Consider the following 24,064-nt stretch of genomic DNA (forward strand, 5'->3'; position numbering starts at 1 on the left):
GCTTGGGTAAGCTAGCCAAAGATATAGCGGCTAAAGTGCACCCGGCGATGCATCGGCGATACATGATCCATCCTACGGAGACTTTTGGAAGGCGTCTTTCTCGAGTCTCGTAGGCCAAACTCTTCGGCCTGTCGCAGGTGACCGATGCTTGCCAGCCGGCAGACCGCAACGCCAGCACTTACCGGCATCGACGGGTCGCCATCCTAATGGCACCCTCGACGGCGAATCGACCGGATCACAGCCGAAGCCGCCTACCGCCCACCGCCGTCCATTAACGGACGCGCGCGAGGCGAAGGTGCCGATGGAAAATTCGCGCCAAGATTCCTCTGGATAAGGGGGCGGTGGTAGCGGTCGGGCAGCAGCGGCTCATTACTGCGCCGGCGCCTCCCGGTGGCAGTTCGACCAATAACGGCTGTCCCCAGGGACTCGTTCCCTGCCCGAAAGTCGCGCAGTGACAATGCCTGACGCGTCGCCCTAGCTAAGGGCGAAATTGTCGAGGGCGTTGTGAACTGGCCTTCCGAGCGATTGTGCATAGCCCAACTCTCCGACTTCGTCCATTCGCGGAGCCAGACGCCGGTTATCTTTCCGTCATCCGCGAATCAAGCCCATAAACGTCCTGAGGCGTAATCGCCAGATGTTCTGACAGCGCTGCTGCTGCCGCCTCCGCGTCCCTGCCAAGCACGGTGCGCATGAGCGCCTCATGTCGCTCGACGAAACCGTCAAGTTCCTGTGCGTCGGCGAGGATCACATGACGGTAGCGACTCGCCTGATCGTAGAAGGTGGACTGCAGTTCCATCAGCCGCTGCGAGCGGCAAGCCCCGAGCAAAGCGGTGTGGAAGCTCTTGTGAGCGATTTCGATCGTGCGCCGCGCCTCCGCCGGCGCATCGTAATGGCGCGTCACGGCGAGTGACAGCTTCGCGAAGCTGCCGGCGATCTCCATCTCCCAGTTGGCATTGCCTGCCGCGATCGCTTCACGCAGCGCCTCCGTCTCGACCAACTGACGCATGCGAGTCAGGTCTGAAAGGTCGGCTTGCGACAGGGGCGCGACACGGAAGCCGCGCCGCGTCTCATTGGTCACGAAACCCAGCGAGGTCAGCCGCGCCAGTGCCTCGCGCAATGGCGAAGCACCGATGCCGTACTGCTCCTTCAATTGCTCGATGCGCAGGTTGTGCTCAGGCGGCAGCACGCCGGACACGATGTCTTCGACGAGACGCTCGAGAATTGCCTCGGTCAGCGTTTCCTTGACGAGTATTTCCATGGGTGGGACATGCTTGAGATGGATAGCGTGATCCTGCGCTACGACCTTCTTTTTGTCAATAAAGTCTATTTTATCGATAATAATGGTATTTACCGATGGAAAGGCCGGCACACGTCATCCACTATGCGGACCATAGGAGGAGTTCCATGAACACCGAGCATTTACGCTTTATCGACCTGTCGGTCGCGCTGGAGAACGACGTGCCGGCCGATCCGCCAGGCCTGCGTCCACGAATCCACTACACCGATCACCACCGCGGCGCTGAGCAGATCGCCGCGATGTTCCCCGGCCTTTCACCGAACGAACTGCCCGATGGCGAGGGATGGGCGGTCGAAGACCTGATCCTGCACACGCATAGTGGCACCCACATGGATGCGCCGCTGCACTATGCGTCGACCATGAACCGTGGCGAACGCGCGATCGGCATCGACGAACTGCCGCTTGAATGGTGCATGGCACCCGGCGTGAAGCTGGATTTTCGGGCGTTGCCGGATGGACATGTTGTGCGCGCAGATGAAGTCGAGGCGGAATTGACCCGAATCGGACACGTCCTCAAGCCGCGTGACATCGTGCTGGTCAACACCGCCGCGGCCCGCGCGTACGGCACGCCCGCCTATGTGGACAGCGGCTGCGGAATGGGACGTGCCGCGACCCTTTACCTGCTTGAGCGCGGCGTGCGTGTGGTCGGCACGGACGCGTGGAGCTGGGATGCACCGTTCCGTTACACGCGCGAGGAATACCTCCGGAGCGGCGATCCGTCGATTATCTGGGAGGGCCACAAGGCAGGCAGAGAGATCGGCTACGGCCAACTCGAGAAACTGACCAACCTGGACCTGCTGCCGCCGTTCGGCTTCACCGTCTGCTGTTTCCCCTACAAGATCAAGGGCGCGTCCGCCGGCTTCACGCGTGCAGTCGCCATCATCGACCCGGAGTCCTGCTCGTGAAACTCGCCACCTTCGAGACCCGTGATCATGTTGCGCGTATCGGCGTCGTGTTGCCCGCCCAACAGCGTGTGGTCGGGCTGTCCGATGCGTTTCTCGCGCATCACGGCACAGTTCAACCGGCCTTCACCGACATGCTGGCGCTGATGCGGGGCGGCCCGCGCGCGCTCGACACCGCCTTCGAACTAATAGCGCGCACACACGGTGATGAGCCGTTCGTGCACGCGCTCGATTCGGTGCGGTTTCTCGCGCCCCTCCCGATACCAGAACAGATTCGGGATTTCTCGACCTTTGATCTGCACATGCAACAGGCCGGGGCAGCTATGGCCCGTCTGCGCGCGCAGCGCCGGGGTGGCGACCTGCTTGCCCTGCCGGAACCAGAAGCCATCGCTTTGCCGCCGGTGTACTACGAACAGCCGATCTACTACAAGGCAAACCGTCTCAACGTGGTCGGTCATGAACACGACGTGCGCTGGCCGCGGCGAGCAAAACTGCTGGACTATGAAGCAGAACTGGGTGTGTATATCGGGCACCCCGGGCGGGATATCGATAGCCGGAGCGCCAGCCTGCACATCTTCGGCTTCACGATCTTCAATGACTTCTCGGCGCGAGATCTTCAGGAACACGAGATGGAAGGACCGTTCGGCCCGGCAAAAGGTAAGGACTTCGATACCGGCAATGCGATGGGCCCATGGATCGTGACCGCCGATGAAATTGAGGACCCCTATGATCTGGCCGTCACAGTGCGTGTGAATGGCGAGCAGTGGTCGCGTGGATCGACAAAAGACATGCGTCATAGCTTCGAACGAATGATCGAACACGTGTCCGCGGACGAAACCTTGCATGTCGGAGAATTCCTCGGATCGGGTACGGTCGGCAGCGGCAGTGGTCTCGAGCTGAACCGGTGGATCAAGAATGGCGACGTGATCGAAATCGAAGTCGAAAAAATCGGCGTGTTACGCAACCGGGTCGTTGCGCATGCGGGCGAACATAAAGGAAGCGGATCATGAACAATCGTTGGATTGCACTTGCTGTGCTTTGCCTTGGCGTCTTTCAGTTCACACTCAACTGGTTCTGCGTCGTTCCGGCTTTTCCGGCGATCGCGCACGAATACGGACTATCGATTCCGCAGGTCGCAGCGCTCGTTGCCGCGTTTGTCGGGGGGTACGGCATTTGCCATCTGCCGGCGGGTTGGCTGTCCGCCCGATTCGGCATGCGCTACGCGCTGCTCATCGGCATTGCGCTCGAAGCTTGCGCATCGCTCAGTGGCGCGCTGGTGTCGTCGTATCCGGCGATGCTGGCCACCCGGGTGATTGCCGGTGCAGGTGGGGCCTGCTGCCTTGGTGCGGTGGTGGGACTCGTCAGCGCCTGGTTCCGCGACCGCGAATTGTCGTTCGCGATCGGACTGACAACCGGCGTAGCCTTCGCGCTCGGTGCGGCGACTGGACTGTTCCTGTGGTCAATGGTGGTGGCAGCCGCTGGCTGGCATACCGCCATCGTCATCGCCGGGCTCATCGGGTTGGGGGTACTACTACTCCTCTGGTTTGCACCAATTGTCCCCAGTGCGGCTGCGGCGACACTCGACGGTGGTCACCTCGATATGCGCGCCGTGCGCCGCGTGCTGTGCAATGGGACGCTCTGGTGGTGGGGGCTGAGTATCGTCGGCTCGTACGGCGCGTTCTTTACCCTTGCGCAGTTCCTGCCGATCTACGCGGAGCGTGTCCTGCACTTCTCGCCGACCGAAGGCGGACGCCTTAGTGCATTGCTGTTGCTGAGCGGTATTCCCGCTGCGATGCTGGGCGGCTGGTTGTCGGACCGCTTCGGCCGGATCAAGCTGCTTATCTGCGGCTCGTTCGTCGTGAGTGGAATCGTGACCGTGATGCTGCCTCGTTTCGACGGGGGATCGTTGCATCTTGCTGCCGCAGCGATCGGGTTGATCACAATGATAGGACTCACACCGTGGTTCAGCGTGCCTGCGATGTATCCCGACCGTATCCCGCTGCATGACGTGCCCGCGGCCTCCGGTCTGATGCTCTCGCTTGCGGCGGTTGGAGGCTTTGCGGTGCCGCTTGGATTCGGCCGAATTGTTGCCAGCTACGGGTTTGACGCGGGGCTGCCTTACCTCGGCATCGTATCGATTGCCTTTACCGCTTTCGGACTGATTGCGCCGACACCGTCACGGCGACGCGGTATCGTGGGTCATATACAGACGGACGCTGCCTGACAGAAGCGAATCCGGCGCAACGAAACCCAACCTGGCGACTGGTGGAGCGGTCTTTCGTCATCCTGTTTCGTTGATATTTATTATTTCGGATCTCTAATTATATAAATGGAGGAGAACATGCATATTCCAGGAGGAAAAAATGCTTACCCACTGTGGATTGCCTGCGCCATGCTCGGCAGTCCGTGCCTTGCACAAACCAGTGTCAGCCTGTACGGGCAAATCGACGTTTTTGCCGGAGCGACAAAGTCCATTGGCGGTCGAACGGCGTGGCAGGAATCAAGCGGCGGCTTATCCACGTCCTATTTCGGCATGAAAGGCGCGGAGGATCTCGGTGCGGACACGAAGGCCATTTTCGCGCTGGAAGGCTTCTTTCAGCCGCAAAACGGGCAGATCGGCCGCTTTCCGAATGATGTCTTCTTCTCACGAAACGCGTATGTCGGCATTGAATCGCCATATGGCACATTCACCGCAGGGCGCCAAAGTACTAACCTCTTCATCTCGACGATCCTGTTCAATCCCTTTGTCGATTCATTTACGTTTTCGCCTGTGGTGCTGCAAACCTATCTGGGTCTCGGCGGCCAGGGCGTAATCGGCGATACAGGCTGGAACAATGCGGTCCAGTACAGCACCCCGCGGTTTGGCGGGCTCTCCGGCGCGGCAATGTATTCGTTTGGCAATTCGGCTGGAACTGCAGGGCAACGTAAATGGAGTGCCCAATTCCTCTACTTTCATGGGCCGTTCGCAGCAACGGGCGTCTACCAGTACGAAAACTACAGCTTCGCCGCCGGCGACATCGGCACCGCGCTTGCTGGCGTGCCCGGCCTGAGCAGCCAGAGTACAAGCGAGCTCGCCGCAACTTATGACTTCAGGCTGGTCAAGCTATACGCGCAATATCTGCGCACCAATGACAGGACGAACAACGGCACAGTCATCGTCAATAGAGGACAGGCCGGTTTTTCGATTCCGCTTGGTGTCGGCTCGATTCTCGGTTCGTATGCCTACTCGAAGAGCAACGGCCCGGTCGACGGCATGGTGCGCAAGACGTGGGCGGTCGGCTATGACTATCCGCTTTCAAAGCGTACCGACGCGTACGCCGCCTATCTGTCCGATCACCTGACCGGGAAGTCGACCGGCGATACGCTGGGCGTTGGCATACGGATGAAGTTCTGATGCGTGCCAGGCCTAGCAGAGGTTGCGGATGCCGATCTGAAGTGTCGAGTTACTTGACACTAGATCGATAACACGCGCCCTACCCTAGGGCGATTTTTCTGGAGAGAATGAATGGCATACGAAGGATGCCGGAAACCTTGAGTGTCGAGGTCGAGGACAGCATTGCGTGCGTCACGCTCAATCGTCCGGAAAAACGCAACGCTATGAGTCCGACGCTCAACGCGGAAACGATCGAAGTGCTGGATGCGATCGAACTCGATCGCGAAGCGGCCGTGCTGGCCTTGGCCGACGAAGGCGACGCACGGACCGGCGGTATGGGCTTGAAGGATTATTTTCGCGAGGTCGACGCCAGTCCAGAGGTGCTGCAGGAAAAGATTCGGCGTAACGCATGCCGTCGGCAGTGGCAGCTTTTGCGCATGTACGCGAAGCCGGCCATTACGATGGTCAATGACTGGTGCTTTGGCGGTGGCCTCTCGCCACTGACAGCCCGCGGCCTCCCGATCACGACGCGTCAGACGATCCCTACCTAATTCGCGCCATGCGCTTACGCCGAGGACCCCATGCAGCACGCTTTCCCGTCTCTACCCGCCTGGAAATACACCCGAACTGCGATGACGCTCCACTGGGTTGTCGCGACTATGATGATCGGTGGCTTTGTAATTGGCTGGTTTATGACCGACATTCCAGGTTTCACGCCAACCAAGCTGCGCTACTTTTCATGGCACAAATGGATTGGCTGTACCGTGCTCGTTCTCGCTGTCGTCCGACTGGTTTGGCGAACGCTGCATACCGCGCCACCATTACCGCAATCCACCACGCATTGGCAACGCGTCGCCGCGGAGGCAACCCATTGGATGCTATACGCGCTGATGTTCGCAGTAGGGGTGTCGGGCTATCTATATAGCTCCGTGGCGAACATACAGGTGGTCTATCTCGGCTTGATTCCGCTGCCGCGCATCATCGGACCAGACCCGGTACTGCGCCCGTTACTCAGATACACACACATCTACCAGCCAATAACGCCGAAACCTGGCAACTTCGGCATGGACTGGGGCAAGAAGTATGGCTGTAGTACGGTGGCGAAGCTTCAAATTCAGGTCGAGGATATCAAGCAATAACGAACCCGGCACGCCGCGGGACGCGCCCACTTTCATTGTTCAATCATTTTCTCACGCTGGTCATCGCGAGATCTTTCTCTCTTTGGCGGTTCCCCTCTTCGATCCGGCGCTCCGCTGCGGCGAGGCTTTCGCGCCAGTAATAGGACTGTGGGCTGTAACCATGCCTCTCAAGATCGACCAATTCGTCGCGGACTTGCTGACGGCTAGGTACCTGAGTGTCGACCTGCGCCATTAAGGAACCGGTCGTGGTAATAAGGGCAACCGTTAACGTGACAGTCAAGATCTTGTTCACTGTGCATGCTCCAGTATCGGTTCGAGTGGATGGGCGATCTCCGATTTTCCGTCGCCCGCATGTATGCAGTGTGCGAGCAGTACGCCCGCAAGACAAATGAATACCCCGAATAACCGCCATGAGCCATATCGATACACCGCGTCCAGCGGCATTTCACCGCCGCTTCAGGCGCTGCGATCTGAACCTGCTGGTCACGCTCGACGCACTTTTTGCGGAAGACGGTAACGTAACGCGCACGGCGGACCGGCTCGCCATCAGTCAATCCGCGACGAGCCATGCGCTCAGTCGTTTGCGAGAAGTCTTTCGCGACGAACTCTTCGTCAGGGCGGGACCACGGATGGTGCCTACGGCTTTCGCGATGCAACTCAAGCCAATGATCTATGAATGGATCGAAGGTGCGGAGCGGGTGCTCATTACCGCGCAGCCGTTCGACCTGCGACATGCGCATGCCCGGCTAGTGGTTTCCGTGCCCGAACAGATCGAGAGGATGGTGATGCCGCCTCTGATGGAACATCTCTTCGACGTGGCGCCAGACATTGAAATCTTCGTCACGCCGTTGCCGCTTGGTGAGACGCTTGACGCACTGGATGCTGGGCAGATCGATCTCGCCATAGCGATTGGCGATGTCGACTTCAAGCCGTGGCATGTAGCGGTGCTCGCGTGCGAGACATCATTTGTACAGGTATACGATCCACGGTTAATTATGGGGGAACGGCCGTTGAAGCTTGAGTGCATTGCTTTGCTGCCGCATCTTAAGGTTAGCTATGAACCGGCGCGGAATATTGTCGTAGACGGCTATTTTGAGCGTCATGGCCTCGCGCGTCGGATCGCCGCCGGGTGCGCAGGGGCCGCGTCGGTGGCGCGCATGGTGGCGGCACGTCCGTTGGTCGCGATCCTGCCGGCGCTTGTCGCCCGTTCATTTCCGCAGGGCGTGCAACTCGCCGTCGAGCCGTTCGGCGATGACAGTCTGAGTTTGCGCGTGTACATAGTCTGGCATCGTCGTTCCGATCGTGATGAAGCACACGCTTATGTACGCCGTTGCCTTGCGCGCTACCTCGACGACGATTACGTGCAAGGTTGAATCCAGATCGCCTCATCGGAGGCAAAAAAAGCGCGCACCAAGCAACGTCTTCGGACTGGCCGATGCGCCTGATCATCATCTTGCCGAGTGCCCGCTTCAGAAATTCTGGCCGTGCCTGTACGCGCGTGCGTGGCTGCTGTTTCAAAGAGCGCAGGCGAAGTGCTGTTCATGCGAATACCGTGTGAGCCACCTTCGATTCAGAACACACAGCCCTTCAAGAGCGACAGCACGTACACCACCATGTCTCACCAGATTGCAGTGCTCCACCGAGTCAACGTCTGAGAGAATGCCGCCTCGTGGGAAACCTGCGCGACGTCGTGCAGTTAGCGTCAGTCAGCCCGCGTTTCGAGACCTGTATTTGCCCCTTGCGGCAATCATCCGCGGCTCGACTGCCCGCACAACCCTTGACATCCACCAACCTCCCAACACACTTTGAGCCGTTCGCGCGACCGGATGCACTTCGCCAGTGCTCCTCGGGTCCGTGCCACATGCCCACGAAGCTCGTAGCAATGTGGCACGACGACATCTATTTATTTTTCGACCCACGGCGACATGGCTTCCGGCGGCCCCAGTTTTTCAAGCAGATGCATGCCCTGTACTTTGCCGTCATAGATCCTGTGCATCTGTGCAACCGTCACGGACGCACGCGTCGGTTTCAGCGCCGCCAGGACGAATCGCCCAGATGCTTGCTGTTTTGTCAGCATATCGACATAAGGCTTCAGCATTGCATCCGGCACGAAGGCCGATTCGGTTGGTTTCGTGATCACATAGGGTTCGACAACCCCGGGGATAGTTGCGAGGCTGACCACGACGCTTTGTTCCTCGTCAACGATATCTGTGCGTGCGTGTCTGTCGGTGGGACGAAAAGGCGGCGATCCGCAAGGAATCGAGACGGTTCCGTCCGCATTCTGATGCAGCGGTGGGAGCGACGGTTGTGACTTATCGGGTGGCGGCATGACCTCCTTCAGAACGTCGGGATTTTCTGCGACTACCTTTCCGTTTTCCATCATGACGCAACTCGCCGCGAATGGTGGACTCGTAAGCGCAGGGTCGGTGTCGAAGATACTGCGTCCCGCCGAAATGAGTTGGGCCCGGGATGCCCGTCGCTGCGGCACGAGGTCGATCGTCCACGCGTCAGGGAGCTTGCCAGGACCATCCGCGTCGAACTGGAAACCACCATCGCTACGCGATCGATCGGTGTAAAGTTCAATTTCCGATATGCTCTGATCGCGAACCTTGAGTCGTCCGAATAGTAGAGCGTTACCCGCTCCTTCGCTAATGGTGACAACCAGAAATAGCTGCTCCGACTTTGGGTCGATTACATAGTATTTGTGCTTGATGCCAGTCGCCGTACGCCAGATGGTCATCATACTCAGGGCAGCCGGCACGGCATTTTCAGTCGCTTTGTATCCGGTGGACAGGGGAAGCGCCGATGGATCATGTGCGACCATCGACCCGAGCAGTCCGTCTGCGACATGGGTAAGACAGGCTCTGTCACATGTGGTGGTTGCCGCCGCGTACTGCGAAAAAAGAGCGGCAGCCAGCGTGCTGGCGAGTGATGCAATGAATCGGGTTTTTCTTTTCACAGCAAAGTCTCCATACATTGGTCCGCCAAAGGGACAGAAATTTTTTGCGTTCAATTCGTCGCAAAGCGGCTACATTAACAACTGCATTTTCCGCTCATGAAAAACGATTGATTACAGATGAGTGTTGCCGATTGTGATCGCCAGGGTCACTCCCGCAAGCCAACCACTTCTTGGCACATTTGGATAGCCAAACGCAAATGCGCTATCTGGATTAAGGATGTATTCGACCACTGGCTCCAGCTTTGCATACCGGGTCAAGCTGAACGTGCTGCTCAACTCAAAACGATATTCATTGGGCGACGTCATTTCAGCACTGCCACCCGCCAGCATTCGTGCATCCCGCTGAGCCAGCAAAGTCGACTTGTTGATTCGGTCATACATCGCTTTGACATTTATCTGGTCGACGCCGAACCAGCTCGACCTGTAATTGAACGGTTTTGTCAAGGTCAAGCCAGCGATGAGACCCCAGCCGATTGGACGGGCAGCGTCGAACGATCGCTCAATCGAAGAAAAGAACGCAAGACTGCGAGGGATATCAGCCGGTGAGGAGACCGTTGTGCCGATTTCCGACCAAATCGTTTGCTGCATCTTGAAGATGACACCTGAACTACCCTGATGAGACGTAAGGTAATAAGGATCGGTCACCTTCGTGTTCGCATAGTAATAATCGATGTGATAGTCCGACGGATGGGCAGACGTCGTGAAGTCGGTGTGGTAACCGGCCCCGCCAACCATGAACGCGCCCTGACCACCATCAGTCGAAAAGATATCCCAGCCATTTGCCTTTATCTGATCGGTATAGTTGCGAAGCTGTTGAACCCCGCCCTCGAACCAGATTTGTGGCGTTACGTTATATTTAACTCGCCCCCCCAACGTCCCAAGGCTCGCGTCCGGAACGCCGCTATCCCATTTGACCAGCGAATCGGTGCACTCGAAATCCAGCCCGCAATTTGGAGCGAAAAAGTACCGCAGCAGATTGGTTTTCCCGAATTCGAAATTAAGGCGATCGTTGAAAACCGTCTGTTCGTAGGTAAGCAATGAGAGCCAGGGTGCTCCGGTCGAATGCGACGGAAATTGATCCGATCCCAAATAGCTGCTGGAAAACGTACCAAAGTTGACCATGTTCTTCGTTGGGTACGTGAAGGGGAAAATCACACCCTCGATGTGGATTTTCGCCTCCTTCACGCTTGCAATCTTGTCGAGATCCAGATCCACTCCATTGATGAAGATCCCTTGGGCGCCGAAGTGGCCAGGCGCCACGCCAGTACTCAGGTTATTAAATGTAGCAGCCAGGAAAATCCCCTGGTAATTGATTCCATGCTCAGCCAGGGAGTCTCCAAGGGTTGCAAAGGGACCGCTCGGGGCAGACGCCGGCCTCGGTCCCTTTACGGTCGGGACACCCTCACTGTTGTATGGCGCCGGGTTGTTGACGCCGCCATCTTCGGACAGAACCAAGGGTGTTTCACGGCTTCCGGCTGTTGAGGATGCAACCACCAGACGGGCAGTAGTGGCCTCTCTGTTGGCGTCCGTATCTCGACCGTGCGTTCCAGATACCGATGTACCGGTCCTGTTGCGTGCCAGCTTCTCTTTCGTTGAATCCCGGGCGACCCGGCCTGACTTGCGCACGCCATTGTCAGGCACGCCTTTCTCGGCCCCGTCTTTAGGCCCAGCGACCTCGACCGTGCTCGCCGAATCCGTAGCGGTCTGCGCGACGGCTGCGCTGCTCGCCAGCATGGTCACCAATGCGATGGCCGAAATGTGCCACGAAACCGGTGTCCCGCTGGGCCAAATTCCAAACCTGTTCGATCTCATTTTCATCTCCTTGATTTTTTTATGGCAGCACGCGGCCACCCACGCCGTTGAAGGCGCGGTCTGGCTCTTAAAATGGAAAGCTTTGCGGGGGAGCGCTACCAGGCCGTAGCGCCACCGTCGACAGAAAAGTCAGCGGCTGTTATCCAGCTCGCTTCGTCCGATGCGAGGAACACCGCGCACCATGCGATGTCTTCCGGTTGACCAATCCGCCCGGTCATCGACTTGGCAAGTGCACGCTCAAGAAATTCCGGCTGACGCAGCATGTGCGCGCGAGTTGCGGCGGTCTCTACCAGCCCGGGCGAGATGCTGTTGACACGAATACCGTGTGGACCGCCCTCCATCGCGAGCTGGCGGGTCATTGCGAGCACGCCGCCTTTACCCGCGCAATGCGCAAGCGCAGGCGATCCCGCAAGAGCGACAGTCGCGTTGGCCGAAGCGAAGTTAATGACCGCCCCGCCGCCGCGCGCAATCAGCGCTGGCCATGCCGCCTTGCACAGCAGGAATACGATGTCGAGTTCGCCGGTGAGCGTTCTGCGCCATTGCGTCTCGTAGTCCATGTCCTGCAGCCACGCGAACGCGCCAAACGCTGCCGCGTTGACGACCACGTCGAAACCATCGTGCCGCGCCAGCGCAAACTCGACCAGGTGCGCTGCCCCGATCGGATCGGTCAGATCGCAGGGATGCAGGCTGTCGAGCGAAAGGCCACGCGCAGCGGCTTCCTTGACCGTTTGTTCTGCCGCAGATACATCGATATCGCAGCCGACGACGTGTGCGCCCTGTGCAGCGAACAGCAACGCGCACGTTTTGCCGATGCCGCTGCCGATACCGGTGACGAGTGCTACCTTGCCGAGCAGGCGCTCGCCGTCCTGCACAGGGCGTGCATGTTTGAAAACAGATTTCATGCGGAGCCTCGAGACGGATCAGTTGAGCTTCAACCGGTGTGTGCTGAGCGCCCCGGCGAATGCGAGGGCAGCGATGAGAAGGAGCCCGATGCCGCCGCCTTCGACGACCTCGAAGCGCGAGCCCCAGTGCCCAACCAGCGGCATCACGATCAGTGGACTGCAGAAGTAGCCAATGAACTGGCCCGCGGTGAACGCACCCGTGCCAAATCCGCGGCGCTCAAAGGGCAGCGAACGCAGCCCCCAACTGACCAGTGCGGGGAGGACCACACCGCAGCCAATGCCGTTGATCGCGCCGCCAAGCGTCAGCAATGTAAAGTCGTGCGCCACGCCCAGGATCAGGAAGCCAAGACCACAGACTAGCGTGCCAATCGCGAACTGTTGCGGTACCGCGAACCGGCTCGCGAGGAACCATCCGAACGCCAGCGTGCCGGCGATGATGCCCACGCTGTTCAGTGCGTAGGCGAAACCGATCTCACCGGTCGAACGAATCCCGAGGTCGACCAGCATGAACGACAGGTGCACCGGCACCACCATGAAGACAAGGCCGACTGCAAACGCGATCGCGCAGATCAGCGCAAGCAGCCACGGATTGAATATCGGTTCGCCGGAAGTAACGTGACCGCCCGCTGTCAGCGTGCCTGCCGTGCTGCGTGTATCCCAGATGAAGACCTGTACTAGAGGCGCGAGCAGCAGCGGCAACGCATATGCCGCGAACGGCACGCGCCAGCCATATGCGCCGAGTGCGCCGCCCATCAGGTTGAAGATGAACGCCGATGTCGAAGCGACCGTAATCTGCAGCGACGCGTAGCGATCGCGCTGCGTCCCGCTGAAATAGTCGCCGATGAATGAGGTGCTGATGGTCATCACCGCCGCCTCGGCGAGTCCGACGAGTGCGCGGCTCACGAGAATCGTATAGATCGAATCGAGGTAAAGCGGCGCGGTGCCTGCTGCTGCGTACAGAACGAGCGCGCTGACCAGGACCCGCTTACGGCCCACCCGGTCGCTGACCGCGCCGATCGCCATCGCCAGCGCGCCGAGTATGAGCATTGGCATCGTGACGACTACTGGCACCAGCGTTTCGATTCCCGGTACGCTCGCGAAATGCCGCTGCATCGCGGGAAGGACGGGCCCGATCACAGTCGGCGCGAGTGTTCCGCAGATGACGGTGCTCAGCAGAATGAATGCATGAAAGAAGCTTGCTTCGCGCGCCACCGGCGCCGCGCCGCGCCGATCGATATGAACATGCATGACTGTCTCCATTGGTGGGGTTTCCTTGTACGGGGAAGCCCTATAGGACTTCGACACCGTTCAGACGACAAGGCTCTCCGCTTTGTGTGAGACGAATCATTCCGTCAGACAGCGTACGACACAATCAGATTGTGTTGACAACACCGTTTGATGCGATCGGATCGACCTGTGCGTAACATCGGTTACGCCTATCCGACGATCAGTACCGTATGCGACGGGCGGTATTGCGCAAATTCGGTTTCCCGAGGGCGGGGTATTCGCACTTCTCGCGCAATTTCTGGCGGTTGCTTCGCGAAATTTCATTTTATCAAAGGCTTGCAGAATAATGGGGTGCCGACCCGTGCTGTGCCCTCGATTCCGCGGCTTCGAACCTCTACTCAGGAGCCGACTGCTGCATTGTGGGCAGTCGTGCCGAGCCTCGTAGTCCGCCATAGCCACGACGGCTGGCAGTCTGTGCGTCATCCTTCCCCATTGCACTTGGTTGCGCGAAAAAGAATCAACGTCCTGGTGGCGCCGAGATTCCCAACAGGTCGCCTAGGGAGACGATCAACGTCAAACCTACGACGACCCCGCGATGAGGCACGCTTGCCGAAACAGGATTATTAAAGGTATCAGGATGGATGACGTATTGTACGAATGGCTCTACCGCAGTGCCCTTCGCCACCGCGAAATGGCCGTCGATTTCAAGCCGAAACTGGTTCGGCGATGTGTAGGCGTCCGGCCCCCCAGCCAATAGCCTCCCCTCGTGCTGAAAATCGAGCTCATCGCGGCCGACGCGGACATAGCTTACCTTGGCACTGATGCGGTCATACGGACGATTTTTGAACGGGGAAAATAGAGTCGTCCCCAATTCAGCGTATGCGCGATAGGGTTGCATCGGATCTGGTGTGCCAGACAATGTACCAAATAATGCGATGCTTCGCGGCGCCGGGTCGGGGCTCGCCTCGCCGTCCGCACGCCAGACAAATTTCTGCCACCGCAGCATAGCTCCGCCGGTACCGCGGCGAGTAGACGTCGTTACAAGTGCCGGCTTTGATTGCACCGCCGTGTTGTAAAAACCAATGAATTCGTAAGTCAGGGGAAGCCGCTGCTGCGCGAAGCTGCTCTTACTTCCATATTCGCCCATGAGCAATGTGCCGGTCGCATTGTTCAGCTTCCAGTCAAAGCCGTTCGTCGTTGTCGCGCTAAAGTTATTTTCAAACACGCCTAACTGCGCGAACTGTGTATCGGTAACTGCGTAACGTACGCGCCCCCCCCAGGTCGCGAACGCCGGGGGGTTGATGTGAGCGGTGAACTGTGCGATCGGATCCATACATGTCGCAGCATTCTCACAGTTTTGCAACGCAAAATATCTAGATGGATTCATGCGTCCGCCCTCGATCTGAAGGCGCCCGTCAATGAACCGTTGCTCGTAGCTCAACAATGATAGGTAGTTTGACGGAAGATTGTTCGGCAACTGCGCACCCATATAGCTGCCGACGTCGCCATTGAAAGAGCTCGTAGTACCCACGTTGTGCTTGAATATAAAGAACGACTCCTCGACGTGTAATAGCCCACCATGCAATCCGGCGAGCTTGCCCAGATCAAAGTCGGCGCCCAGTATCAGCATACCGCTATTGCCAGATCGCCCCGTGTTCACCCCGGTTGTCGGATTTGCCATAAAAAAGTCGAGAAACAGAGCATGCGTGTCGATGCCTAATCCATGCAAGGATGCGGCAAATGGTAAAAGATCACGGTCCGTAGGTCGGGCGGCGATCTCCGGAGCTGACGGTTCCCCGCTTTGCTGGCCAAACCCTTGCACTCCCGTTGCGCCCTTGGCCAGTCGCGAGGATGTAGTATCTGCCACGGTGGCCTGCTGAGCGTGAGCAAGCGATGACGTGAGCGCCAGCGACCATAACAAAACCAAGGTTGATATAGCGTTTTTCATACGTCTCCTCCTTTAACCTTCACTTTTATATATATTCGTTGTACGAATTATTATTTTGATTTCAGTGACGAATCACTCAATGCCTCATAGTTCGATAGGCTCCATCCTGAACGTCGCTAAGCGGCAGGTATCGAATGCGATGCGTCAACGATGATCCTGCTACCGTTGATTCGTTAGCGACAAGGGATAAAAATATCACTGAGAAAGTTGTCAAGCGCCGGTCTATTGCCCTATTAACCGTATATCGATTTAATGCGCATAAAGCAGAGAGTGCTGACACGGCGGTCAGTAGCCAACCGTAAACCGTTGTCGTACGTGCTTCGGTCTTTCGAGTTCGTCAATTAACGCGATCGCGTAGTCTTCCATCGAGATAGCGCTTCGACCTGTCTCGCTGATCAACAGATTGTCCTTACCTAGGCGGAACTTCCCGGTTCTTTCTCCTGGCTCGAAGAACCGGGATGGACATAGGAAACTCCAGTCAAGCTCGCTTCGGCGAAGTTGCTCGAGGAAACGGCAGCCAGCCTCCGCTTCTGGCGTCACGGACGTCGGAAAGCGCGGGTCGTCCATCTCTCGTAGACCTGGGGACGTTTCAAGTGAGCCCGCACCCCCGACGACGATATAACGCATCACGTCGGCTGCCGTGATCCCGTCAATGAGGTTGCGCGGATTGGTCTGTGTGAAGGTTGTCGCGCTTATCACCGCATCCTGGCCACGCACTGCCTCACTGACGGCCAACACGTCGTTTGCGTTTAGTTGGCGCACCAACGCCCCGTAACATGCGTCAACCTTTGACGGAGTTCGTGCGAGCGCCAGCACGCAATGCTCACGTCGGATTAACTCCTTTAATATGCGCGATCCTGCGGTGCCGCCTGCCCCGATCAATGCTACTTTCATTCTGCCCACTCCAAAACCGTAATCAACATTTCCCCTTCGACATATGCCTTGAGGGATTGAGAGCGCAAACCTACACGAGAAGACCCTAGCAACGTTGTAGAAAGTAGCCGCTCACCTCACTTCTGGAAACTTCATCGATACTCCACGCCGCACAAATGCTGCGACCGCAGTCGCTTCGCGCGCAAGTGCGGCCCGCGTCGTCGAACGTTCGGCAAAACGTTCAGTGTGCGCGGCTAGCGCAGGAAAGGACGCACCGTCAAATCCTCCAGCCACGGCTTCCGTCCATAGCCAGAAGAGATATGCATCGGCTACAGATCGGTCACCTAGAACCCACTCCTGCCGGCCGAGCCGGGTCGCGGCTATCTGAAAATAGCCGGCAAGCACAGGTGCCGCGTGCGCGGCGATTTTCCCATAGGCAGCCGGGTCGTCAATGATCGCCGGCGCTGCTCGGAAGCGCGTAAAGACAGGATGTACGGTTGATGCAAACCAATAAATCATTGAAAGATCATGCGCTCTCTTCATTGGCTCGCGGCTCTTCGGAAGGAGACCGGCCGGGGGGCAGATATCATCGAGCCAGTGTACGATCGCAAGCGTTTCTGTAAGTGGATAGCCATCAACGACCAGGGTCGGCACCTTGCCTGATGGATTGAGGGCAACATATTCCAGAGTCCTATGCTCACCGACCACTAAGGCAAGTGCGTGAGGGACGAATTCCACGCCTGTCTCTTCCAGCGCGATATGTGACACCAACGAACAGGCACCCGGCGCATAATAGAAATCTACTGAACTCATAAAACCTCCTTACATAAGACCTTGCTTTCGAGCGGCGACGAACCCTACTCAATCGCGTACCTGTCACCCTCTGCACGCTCACAAGGGTTCGAAAGTCGCGAAATCAGCTGGAATATTTAGCCGAATTTCGTATCAAATACCCTTTCCGATATAAAATAGCACTACTTAGTAATCAGAATATTTTGATGGCTATCGTTCTATTCTCTGCATCTAAATTTACGGTTACGTTTTCTTAGTGTCGTTTGTTATGCATTTTATTCGCATGAAAATCTTTTATCAGATCTCGGACGCGCCTCCGTCGACGGCCAATTCCACACCGTTGATAAAACTCGAGTCATCAGAGGCGAGAAAAAGTGTAGCCTTGGCGATTTCGTCGGCGCGACCAAGTCGTCCGAGCGGAATGGTGTTCGCGAGACGCACCTTGATCTCGCGAGCATGATCTTCGTCCATCGCCAACGCGGTAAGACCTGGAGTATCGGTTGGCCCCGGACTCACAACGTTTACGCGAATACCCCGGGTCTTCAGGTCGAGCATCCAGCTGCGTGCGAAAGCCCGCACCGCTGCTTTGCTTGCACCGTAAACGCTAAAGGCCGGTGTGCCCTTCGATCCGGTGATTGACGAAATGAGCACTATCGAACCGCCGTCCCGTAGCAAGGGTAGAGCCTTCTGGATCGTGAACAGGACGCCCTTCACGTTCAGGTCGAAGGTAGTATCGACGTGTTCCTCGGTAATCCGGCCCAGAGGCACGAACCGCCCGCTACCGGCGTTTGCGACCACGATGTCCAAACACCCGGCTTCTGCGCCAATGCGCGCATAAACACGATCGAGATCTTCGGGGTCCGCCGCATTACCTTCGATGCCAGTTACCCTATCACCACATTCGGCTACCGCGGAAGCAAGCGCACCGGGATTTCTTCCCATAACGAATACATGTGCGCCTTCCATCGCAAACAGTTTTGCGATGGAAAGCCCGATTCCCTTCGTGCCCCCGGTCACCAGCGCTACCCTTCCTTCCAACTTGTTCGACATCACAACATCTCCTTGAAATTTGCGCCACTTGACAGAGAACGACCGTGAATCTCTTGTGCGCCAGCTGTAGTCGACGCGATAGGACCGTCGCGGTCCGCGCCGTTTCTGGGCAGCAGCATCGCGACGAAGAAACCCATGACAGAAGCCGTACCGACGATCGCCAGCGATAACCAGTAATTACCGGATGTTTTCAGCGCGAAAGAGCCGACCACCACGCCAAACGCACCCGCAAAGAATGAAATGGACATCCACAGGCCACAAACCCGACCGACCAGATCGACGGCGAGCGTTTTTGCAGCAATGCTCATTAGCGTCACGTTGACGAATGGAATTGCCAGACCTCCAAGCAGGAGCGTTGCTGCCAACACGCCTTTTTGGTTGTGGATTGCAGGGGAGAGAATCGCCGTGTAGGCTGCTGCGCTGAGTAGGAAGCCAAGAAGAATGACCACCCGATTCTGGCGCCGGAAGACCTTGTCCATGAGGAACCCCGCGAGCGGGGCGCCAGCGACGCTGCTAAGCGCGACAAGGGACATCAGCCCTCCCGCTTGCTGGGGCCCGTAGCCCACTCCGACCGGTGGCTTGACCGACAGAAAACCCGGCGTCAGATCGGAGAAGGACATGTTGGCCCAACATGCCAGTGCCGCCACCGCGAGGCCGGACCAGAAGATCGGGAAGCGTGCAAAATTCACTGCCCGCGTCGGTTTCTCACCGGGACGCACAAGGACTGAAGAATCGAGCCTTCCCGTCAATCTGGCAGCAAACGCAGCGATCGTCAGTGCCACTGCAGCGACAGCGGCGAGCATTACCGATCCGAGTTGCCAACTCCCGAAGTTCTGGATAAACAGCGGTGCGGCATTGAGTCCGACGATCATGCCGATTCCCGCGCCAATCGAAGGGAGCGCCATGGCACGACCGATCTTGTCCTGTGGAAACCAACGGGCAATCGCTGGCGTGATTGAAACCATCAGGCCTGCGCTGCAAAGACCTTGCACCAAACGGATAATCAACATCGCCACGTAATCGTGGCCGAAAACCGGGACAACGGCGTTCGAGACGATGAGCGCCACGAGACTACCGACGACGATACAGATCACTCCAAGCCGATCAATAACGAAGCCGAAAATAGCCATGCCCAACGCCATGGCGAACGTCGGAGCGCCGATGAACGCGAACGAAGCACTGCCAAGATCGACTCTCTGCTCCTGGGCAACGACGCCAATGATGGGAGAAAACGAGACGGTACTCATCACGGCGCATACCGCCGACGCGGCGGCCATTAGCAGGATCAAACAACGTGCTGCGTATTCACGCCGTTCTTGTGTCAAGTCCTTAAGTCCACTGGTTGGTTTATTAGCCATTGGGACACCCCGCCGGATCATAGTCTTCAAAGCTGTCGTAGGGCTCGGGTGGTGCCGGCACCATGTCACGCACGCCGTCGCTCCTGTAAAGGTTCACGTATGGCATCGGCCGGGACGGTGGATATTTGGCACGATGCTTTGCCAATTCCGGCGACGGATCTTCCGGCCCCTCGGTCCAGTCGCGGCCATAGCGGGTGCGGAAGGTCGGGTAATACCACAGGTGCCAGATTTTCCACTCGCCATCTTCCTTGACGAAGTCGACCGCATAACGGCCCCATACCCAGTGACCGCCTGGCAAAAGGCCGGGTACCGTTTCGTGTCCCGGAGACATCCAGACGGCCTTCGCCGTTTGACCATCCTCGGCAACTTCGATCAAGGGGGTAGTCAACTGATGTTCGAGCATCACCCCTTCGATCGGAATCGAGGAGGACTTGGTCCAAAACGCCTTGATCCGATCGAGCCCTTCCTCGACGCCTCCAGAAATGGCCACCGACACACCCGGCGTCTTCTGGGCGAATAGATCGAAACTCCTCGCCATCGTTTTCGGTTGGTGGAAATATTGATAGCGGCTCGCGAGATTCTGAATCGCTATGTAGTCTTTCGCCCGAGAAACGTCGATCTGCAGGCGTCGATTGCTTTCCTCGAGCATTGAGATTCGCTGTTCCAGATCAGGATTCGACATCTTTGCCTCCCTGTTCCGGTGCGTGAACACCATCGCTTGCCGACTGTTCTGGCGGCACGAGACCCTCCTCCATCGACATCACAAGGCTCGGGCCGAATCGCGTGCCCATGACAAGCAAAACGCCGTCTTCCTCTATGACCGGAACGCCACCCACCGTCAGTGGATAGGTTGGATGACCTCCGCGCGTTTCAGGGGCAATCCACCGGTCGCCGATCTTCTTATACGGGGAAAAAGAATGGCACCAGCTGGTGAATGTCCCGAATATCTCTCGGGTCTGGAAGATCGTGGAATTGTCCTGCGCATCATTGATCAACCATTGACCTTCGACCCACATGCCGTCGCGCCAGGAGCGCATGGTGTGATCCGGGCGGTAATAGATCACCTCGATGACCTTGCCGGCGTCATCCTTGAACATCATCGTGTTACCGAAATACCCCTCCATTCCCTCGTCAGTTTTGTCACCAAGCGCGGCTAGTCTCGATCTAACGCGAGTTTGTCCGGATGGCGGAACGTCCAGCGCTTGTACCACCCCGTCTTCGAGTGACATTACCTGCCCCGGCCCGAAACCCACACCCTCGACGACCGTTTTTCCCTCCGCGTCCACCACCGGAACCCCGCCTATACTCAGGGGGTAGGTCGGATGTCCACCAGCAGTTTCCGGAGAAATCCAACGATCTCCCACAGTCTTATAGGGCGCAAATGAATGGCACCAGCTTGCCAGCCGGCCATCGATCTCCAGAGTGTGGCAAATGGTCGAATTGTCCTGGCCCGCGTTCAACAGCCAACGACCATTCACCCATTCGCCGTCCTCCCAGACGCTAAGGCTATGATCGGCCCGGTAACAGATGAGCTTTAGGATGCCGCCATCCGCACCACGGTGAACCATCGTATTGCCCCAGTATCCTGCGATCGCTGCATGGGTATGCTCTCCCAGTCGGTCCAGATGGTCCACGCGCTCTTGCGCCATGGCCGCGAGGCGACCCAATTCTGACCAGTCTCCGGCAACGTCTTGTCGCTTCACCTTCGTCTCCTTTATCAACGTTTCAAATATCGTTCAGACGCTCGTTCGCAGCGCCCCGTGTAATATCCGAATCGCGCGCTGCGTCTTGGTGAGAGAAGTATGACGAGCGCTTCCGAAAGCGCAATAAGTCACAAATTTGTGACCGTGCGTTTGAGGGGCATTGCAGGGAAAGTACTGATGCGGTCAGCCTGAGCGCAGGCGAATCGCCTCCGATAGAGGCGCGGACTTACCGGAGGTGAGATACCTAAGAGATGAGAGGAGCGAAGTTCAGATCCATCTCAATGCGACGCGGATTGAAAGTTCAGATAAAGTGTTGCCGGCTTTCAGAAGTGCAATCATAGTGGGCGCGGGCAGCCCGCATTGCCGGAATCTGCAAGCGAGACCACGCAATCAACTCCTTGATCCGAGCGGCGAATTCCATGCCCATCGGAGTCAACGAATACTCCACCGCTGGCCGTGCACCACCGAGGTCGGTGCGATTGACGAAACCATCTCGCTCAAGACAATGGAGCTTCGCAGACAGGACCTGTTTTGAAATGTCTTCGTTTAGGATGCTAATCACGAGCCTGCGCAGTACGGTAAAGCGAATCGGTGCAGGCTCCAGAAGCTGCACGAGCAGTGGTGACCAACGATCGCCGAGCCGGATCAGGATCGTTCGCACTGGGTCAGCCCTATCTGCCCCGTCTTCGTGCATTTCGCGCACGACACGCTCGGCAGCACGCGCACGCGGATGAGATTCGATCTCTTCCGGGGTGAACCCGAGCACCGCAGCAATTGCCGATAGAACCGCGGCCAAATCTCGATCAGGCACCATATTTCCTCGGTCATGCAGCGTCAACGGTTTCAACCCACGTAATAGCTTCGATGTCATGAAATCAACAAGCATAGAACGATTGTCGCGCCCGGCTCATCGGCAAAAACCCCAACGAAAACACAACACTTTTAACGTCTGAAGTCGCAAAGGTTATTGCCAAATCGACTCCCGAAAGCGTAGTTGGGTAGGCGTAAGGACACGTGCGAAAATGCGTATCATCGCCTGCCGATCCTTGCCAGACTTGGAACCGACGGCACGCTCCGCTCGACGCTCAATGGCGGATGACGCCGGCTGGCGCGTCGCCGATCACGGATGCAATGCCTTCATTGTCGGTCATGTTCAATGCCTCTGCGAGAGCAGCACTGTCGGTAGGAAACGCATCGTCCCATACGGTTGACTTGCCGAGCTCGTCGACAATTTCGAGCAGCCAGCCGCCTTCTCCATCGTCGTAGATTTCGACCTCGACGGCCGTTCCATCACTTGTCAGCCGCTGCCTCTTGCACTTATGCCCTCCCGGCGCGAACGACGCGGCGAGTGGATCGCGGTCAAAGCAGGCACAGACATCGACCTAAGTCTGCAGGACCTCGAGTGGGTGCCGGAGAAATCGTGGAAGCTGATCAGCGGCAAAAGCCACCGGGCACGTCGCACTGGACCGTAACTGGGACCGGCATTTCAGTCCGCTTAGCGGACACGACAGCAAAATCCGTGAGCAGGCACGACGCAAGATTCTGAAGATGTTCGCGTACGGCACAGGCCTCGGGTCGACCCAGACAGCGCGCAACATCGCGGACATCAGCGCGCGCCGGATTTCCGTTCGTTGACCAACGCGAGGTCAGTACGGAGAAACTCGAGCCGTCGCTCTGCGACATCATCAACGCCTACAACCGGTTCCAGTTACCACGATACCGGGGCGATCCGATGCACCCGGCAGCCGACAGCACACAATGGAATCTCTACGAAAATAACCTGCTGTCAGAGAACGGCACATCCGCTACGGCGGTTACAGTGGCATCGCCTATTACCACGTGAGCGATGTCTACATTGCGTTGTTTTCGCATTTCATTTCATGCGGGGTATGGGACGCAATCCATATTCTCGACGGCCTGACAACAAACAACTCCGACATTCGACCTGATATCCTGCATGAAGACACGCAGGCGCAGAACGCTCCGGTTTATGGGCTGGCCTTTCTGCATGGCACCAAACTGACGCCATGCATCCGCAAGTGGAAAGATCTGAAGTGGTTTCGCCCCATGCCCGGTGGAGCGTATCAGCACATCGACGGCCTGTTCACGAGAGAGGCAGTTAACTGGGATCTGACTTTGCATTCCGGGAACCGGGTCGGGTGGTGCGGACGATATTTCTGCTCGAATACATCAGCGACGAAGATCTGTGTCATGTCACTCTGGCGGCCCAGTACAAATGCGAACGCTTCAATAAGTTTGCGCAGTGGGCGTATTTCGGCTCCGACATCATCGCGGATAAACGTGCGCGACGATCAACTGAAGATCATCAAGTACTACCATCTGATCGCCAATCTCGTGATCTGCCACAATTGCCATACGATCACGCTTGCATTGAAGGCACTGGAAAGCGAGGAGATGCAGTTAAAGCCAGAAGTTCTGGTGGCATTCAGTCCATGCCGGAGTCACCATCTCAATCACGTTGGTCTGTTCGAGCTGAAGGATCGTGAACCCGCGCCGGTAGATTACGGAATCAGGTTTTGAACCCGCTCCTGCAAAGGCACACCGGACCAACTGGTCTGCAACCTGGACATTAGCGAATCAGCTGGGCTCGCTTTCGTTACCGTTAGCCCTATCAGTGACCGACCTGACGAGATGGCAGGCAAAGTGGAGACTATTCCCTGGAGTTCGGATGCTGCTTGAGCGGAAGCGGAGAATGGGTGCGCCGCGCC

General features: G+C 57.6%; 23 protein-coding genes and 2 pseudogenes. 11 read left to right on the forward strand and 14 right to left on the reverse strand.

Annotation, left to right across the window (positions count from 1 at the left end; genetic code table 11):
- Positions 1-577 precede the first annotated feature (577 nt).
- Entirely contained in the window at positions 578-1,369 is a 792-nt protein-coding gene (locus tag ACOSV0_RS10195) for a GntR family transcriptional regulator (RefSeq protein ID WP_434106042.1), read from the reverse strand.
- 35 nt (positions 1,370-1,404) lie between these two features.
- On the opposite strand from ACOSV0_RS10195, the gene ACOSV0_RS10200 reads away from it, so the two are divergent.
- The 6 genes and pseudogenes from ACOSV0_RS10200 to ACOSV0_RS10225 all read left to right on the forward strand — a co-directional run bounded on the left by ACOSV0_RS10200 (position 1,405) and on the right by ACOSV0_RS10225 (position 6,711).
- Positions 1,405-2,202, forward strand: a complete 798-nt coding sequence (locus tag ACOSV0_RS10200) for a cyclase family protein (protein WP_434106044.1) — start codon at positions 1,405-1,407, stop codon at positions 2,200-2,202.
- Positions 2,203-2,333: 131 nt separating this feature from the next.
- Complete coding sequence (locus tag ACOSV0_RS10205) at positions 2,334-3,209, forward strand: fumarylacetoacetate hydrolase family protein (RefSeq protein WP_434106045.1); 876 nt, start codon at positions 2,334-2,336, stop codon at positions 3,207-3,209.
- Entirely contained in the window at positions 3,206-4,423 is a 1,218-nt protein-coding gene (locus ACOSV0_RS10210; RefSeq protein WP_434106047.1) for an MFS transporter, read from the forward strand. Before ACOSV0_RS10205 ends, ACOSV0_RS10210 begins: the two co-directional genes overlap by 4 nt.
- A gap of 117 nt (positions 4,424-4,540) precedes the next feature.
- Positions 4,541-5,593, forward strand: coding sequence for a porin (locus tag ACOSV0_RS10215; protein WP_434106048.1), 1,053 nt, complete (start codon positions 4,541-4,543; stop codon positions 5,591-5,593).
- Positions 5,594-5,704: 111 nt separating this feature from the next.
- Positions 5,705-6,114 (forward strand): annotated as a pseudogene (locus ACOSV0_RS10220) (enoyl-CoA hydratase-related protein); the annotation flags it as partial.
- A gap of 39 nt (positions 6,115-6,153) precedes the next feature.
- Positions 6,154-6,711: a cytochrome b gene (locus tag ACOSV0_RS10225; RefSeq protein ID WP_434106049.1), complete on the forward strand. Its 558-nt coding sequence runs from the start codon at positions 6,154-6,156 to the stop codon at positions 6,709-6,711.
- A gap of 43 nt (positions 6,712-6,754) precedes the next feature.
- On the opposite strand, the gene ACOSV0_RS10230 is transcribed toward ACOSV0_RS10225, so the two are convergent.
- Entirely contained in the window at positions 6,755-7,003 is a 249-nt protein-coding gene (locus tag ACOSV0_RS10230) for a DUF4148 domain-containing protein (RefSeq protein ID WP_434106050.1), read from the reverse strand.
- Between the two features lie 118 nt (positions 7,004-7,121).
- Here ACOSV0_RS10230 and ACOSV0_RS10235 point away from each other — a divergent pair.
- Both ACOSV0_RS10235 and ACOSV0_RS10240 read left to right on the forward strand, forming a co-directional pair.
- Positions 7,122-7,301: pseudogene (locus ACOSV0_RS10235) on the forward strand (LysR family transcriptional regulator); the annotation flags it as partial.
- A gap of 60 nt (positions 7,302-7,361) precedes the next feature.
- On the forward strand, positions 7,362-8,084 hold the full coding sequence (locus ACOSV0_RS10240) for a LysR substrate-binding domain-containing protein (protein ID WP_434110236.1): 723 nt from the start codon (positions 7,362-7,364) through the stop codon (positions 8,082-8,084).
- Between the two features lie 530 nt (positions 8,085-8,614).
- Here the strand turns inward: ACOSV0_RS10240 and ACOSV0_RS10245 are convergent.
- From ACOSV0_RS10245 to ACOSV0_RS10300, 12 genes are all read right to left on the reverse strand, one after another.
- Positions 8,615-9,670: a hypothetical protein gene (locus tag ACOSV0_RS10245; protein ID WP_434106051.1), complete on the reverse strand. Its 1,056-nt coding sequence runs from the start codon at positions 9,668-9,670 to the stop codon at positions 8,615-8,617.
- Positions 9,671-9,781: 111 nt separating this feature from the next.
- Positions 9,782-11,482 (reverse strand): carbohydrate porin, encoded by a 1,701-nt coding sequence (locus tag ACOSV0_RS10250; protein ID WP_434106052.1) that lies wholly within the window; start codon positions 11,480-11,482, stop codon positions 9,782-9,784.
- Between the two features lie 95 nt (positions 11,483-11,577).
- A complete protein-coding gene (locus tag ACOSV0_RS10255; protein ID WP_434106053.1) occupies positions 11,578-12,384 on the reverse strand; it encodes an SDR family NAD(P)-dependent oxidoreductase in 807 nt (268 codons plus the stop codon).
- Positions 12,385-12,402: 18 nt separating this feature from the next.
- On the reverse strand, positions 12,403-13,632 hold the full coding sequence (locus tag ACOSV0_RS10260; RefSeq protein WP_434106054.1) for an MFS transporter: 1,230 nt from the start codon (positions 13,630-13,632) through the stop codon (positions 12,403-12,405).
- A gap of 496 nt (positions 13,633-14,128) precedes the next feature.
- Entirely contained in the window at positions 14,129-15,559 is a 1,431-nt protein-coding gene (locus ACOSV0_RS10265; protein WP_434106055.1) for a carbohydrate porin, read from the reverse strand.
- A gap of 285 nt (positions 15,560-15,844) precedes the next feature.
- A complete protein-coding gene (locus tag ACOSV0_RS10270) occupies positions 15,845-16,453 on the reverse strand; it encodes an NAD(P)-dependent oxidoreductase (RefSeq protein ID WP_434106056.1) in 609 nt (202 codons plus the stop codon).
- A 111-nt stretch (positions 16,454-16,564) separates the two neighbouring features.
- Complete coding sequence (locus ACOSV0_RS10275; RefSeq protein ID WP_434106057.1) at positions 16,565-17,245, reverse strand: glutathione S-transferase family protein; 681 nt, start codon at positions 17,243-17,245, stop codon at positions 16,565-16,567.
- 276 nt (positions 17,246-17,521) lie between these two features.
- Positions 17,522-18,274: an SDR family NAD(P)-dependent oxidoreductase gene (locus tag ACOSV0_RS10280; RefSeq protein WP_434106058.1), complete on the reverse strand. Its 753-nt coding sequence runs from the start codon at positions 18,272-18,274 to the stop codon at positions 17,522-17,524.
- A complete protein-coding gene (locus ACOSV0_RS10285) occupies positions 18,274-19,632 on the reverse strand; it encodes an MFS transporter (protein WP_434106059.1) in 1,359 nt (452 codons plus the stop codon). The genes ACOSV0_RS10280 and ACOSV0_RS10285 overlap by 1 nt, the downstream gene beginning before the upstream one ends.
- Positions 19,625-20,314, reverse strand: a complete 690-nt coding sequence (locus ACOSV0_RS10290) for a nuclear transport factor 2 family protein (protein ID WP_434106060.1) — start codon at positions 20,312-20,314, stop codon at positions 19,625-19,627. The genes ACOSV0_RS10285 and ACOSV0_RS10290 overlap by 8 nt, the downstream gene beginning before the upstream one ends.
- Complete coding sequence (locus ACOSV0_RS10295; RefSeq protein ID WP_434106061.1) at positions 20,301-21,335, reverse strand: hypothetical protein; 1,035 nt, start codon at positions 21,333-21,335, stop codon at positions 20,301-20,303. Before ACOSV0_RS10295 ends, ACOSV0_RS10290 begins: the two co-directional genes overlap by 14 nt.
- A gap of 301 nt (positions 21,336-21,636) precedes the next feature.
- The gene (locus ACOSV0_RS10300) at positions 21,637-22,221 is read right to left on the reverse strand and encodes a winged helix-turn-helix transcriptional regulator (protein WP_434106062.1); all 585 of its coding nucleotides are present in this window, start codon (positions 22,219-22,221) and stop codon (positions 21,637-21,639) included.
- 629 nt (positions 22,222-22,850) lie between these two features.
- Between ACOSV0_RS10300 and ACOSV0_RS10305 the strand changes: the two genes are divergently transcribed.
- The 3 genes from ACOSV0_RS10305 to ACOSV0_RS10315 are packed head-to-tail and all read left to right on the forward strand — an operon-like array spanning position 22,851 to position 23,876.
- Positions 22,851-22,970 carry a hypothetical protein gene (locus tag ACOSV0_RS10305; protein ID WP_434110238.1) on the forward strand — a complete coding sequence of 40 codons (120 nt, stop codon included), beginning with the start codon at positions 22,851-22,853 and terminating at the stop codon, positions 22,968-22,970.
- Positions 22,971-23,019: 49 nt separating this feature from the next.
- Positions 23,020-23,178, forward strand: coding sequence for a hypothetical protein (locus ACOSV0_RS10310; protein ID WP_434110240.1), 159 nt, complete (start codon positions 23,020-23,022; stop codon positions 23,176-23,178).
- Positions 23,175-23,876, forward strand: a complete 702-nt coding sequence (locus tag ACOSV0_RS10315) for a Tn3 family transposase (RefSeq protein ID WP_434106063.1) — start codon at positions 23,175-23,177, stop codon at positions 23,874-23,876. The genes ACOSV0_RS10310 and ACOSV0_RS10315 overlap by 4 nt, the downstream gene beginning before the upstream one ends.
- Positions 23,877-24,064 lie beyond the last annotated feature (188 nt).

It is taken from the genome of Paraburkholderia caffeinilytica (genome assembly GCF_051027425.1).
Classification (GTDB): Bacteria; Pseudomonadota; Gammaproteobacteria; order Burkholderiales; family Burkholderiaceae; genus Paraburkholderia; species Paraburkholderia caffeinilytica_A.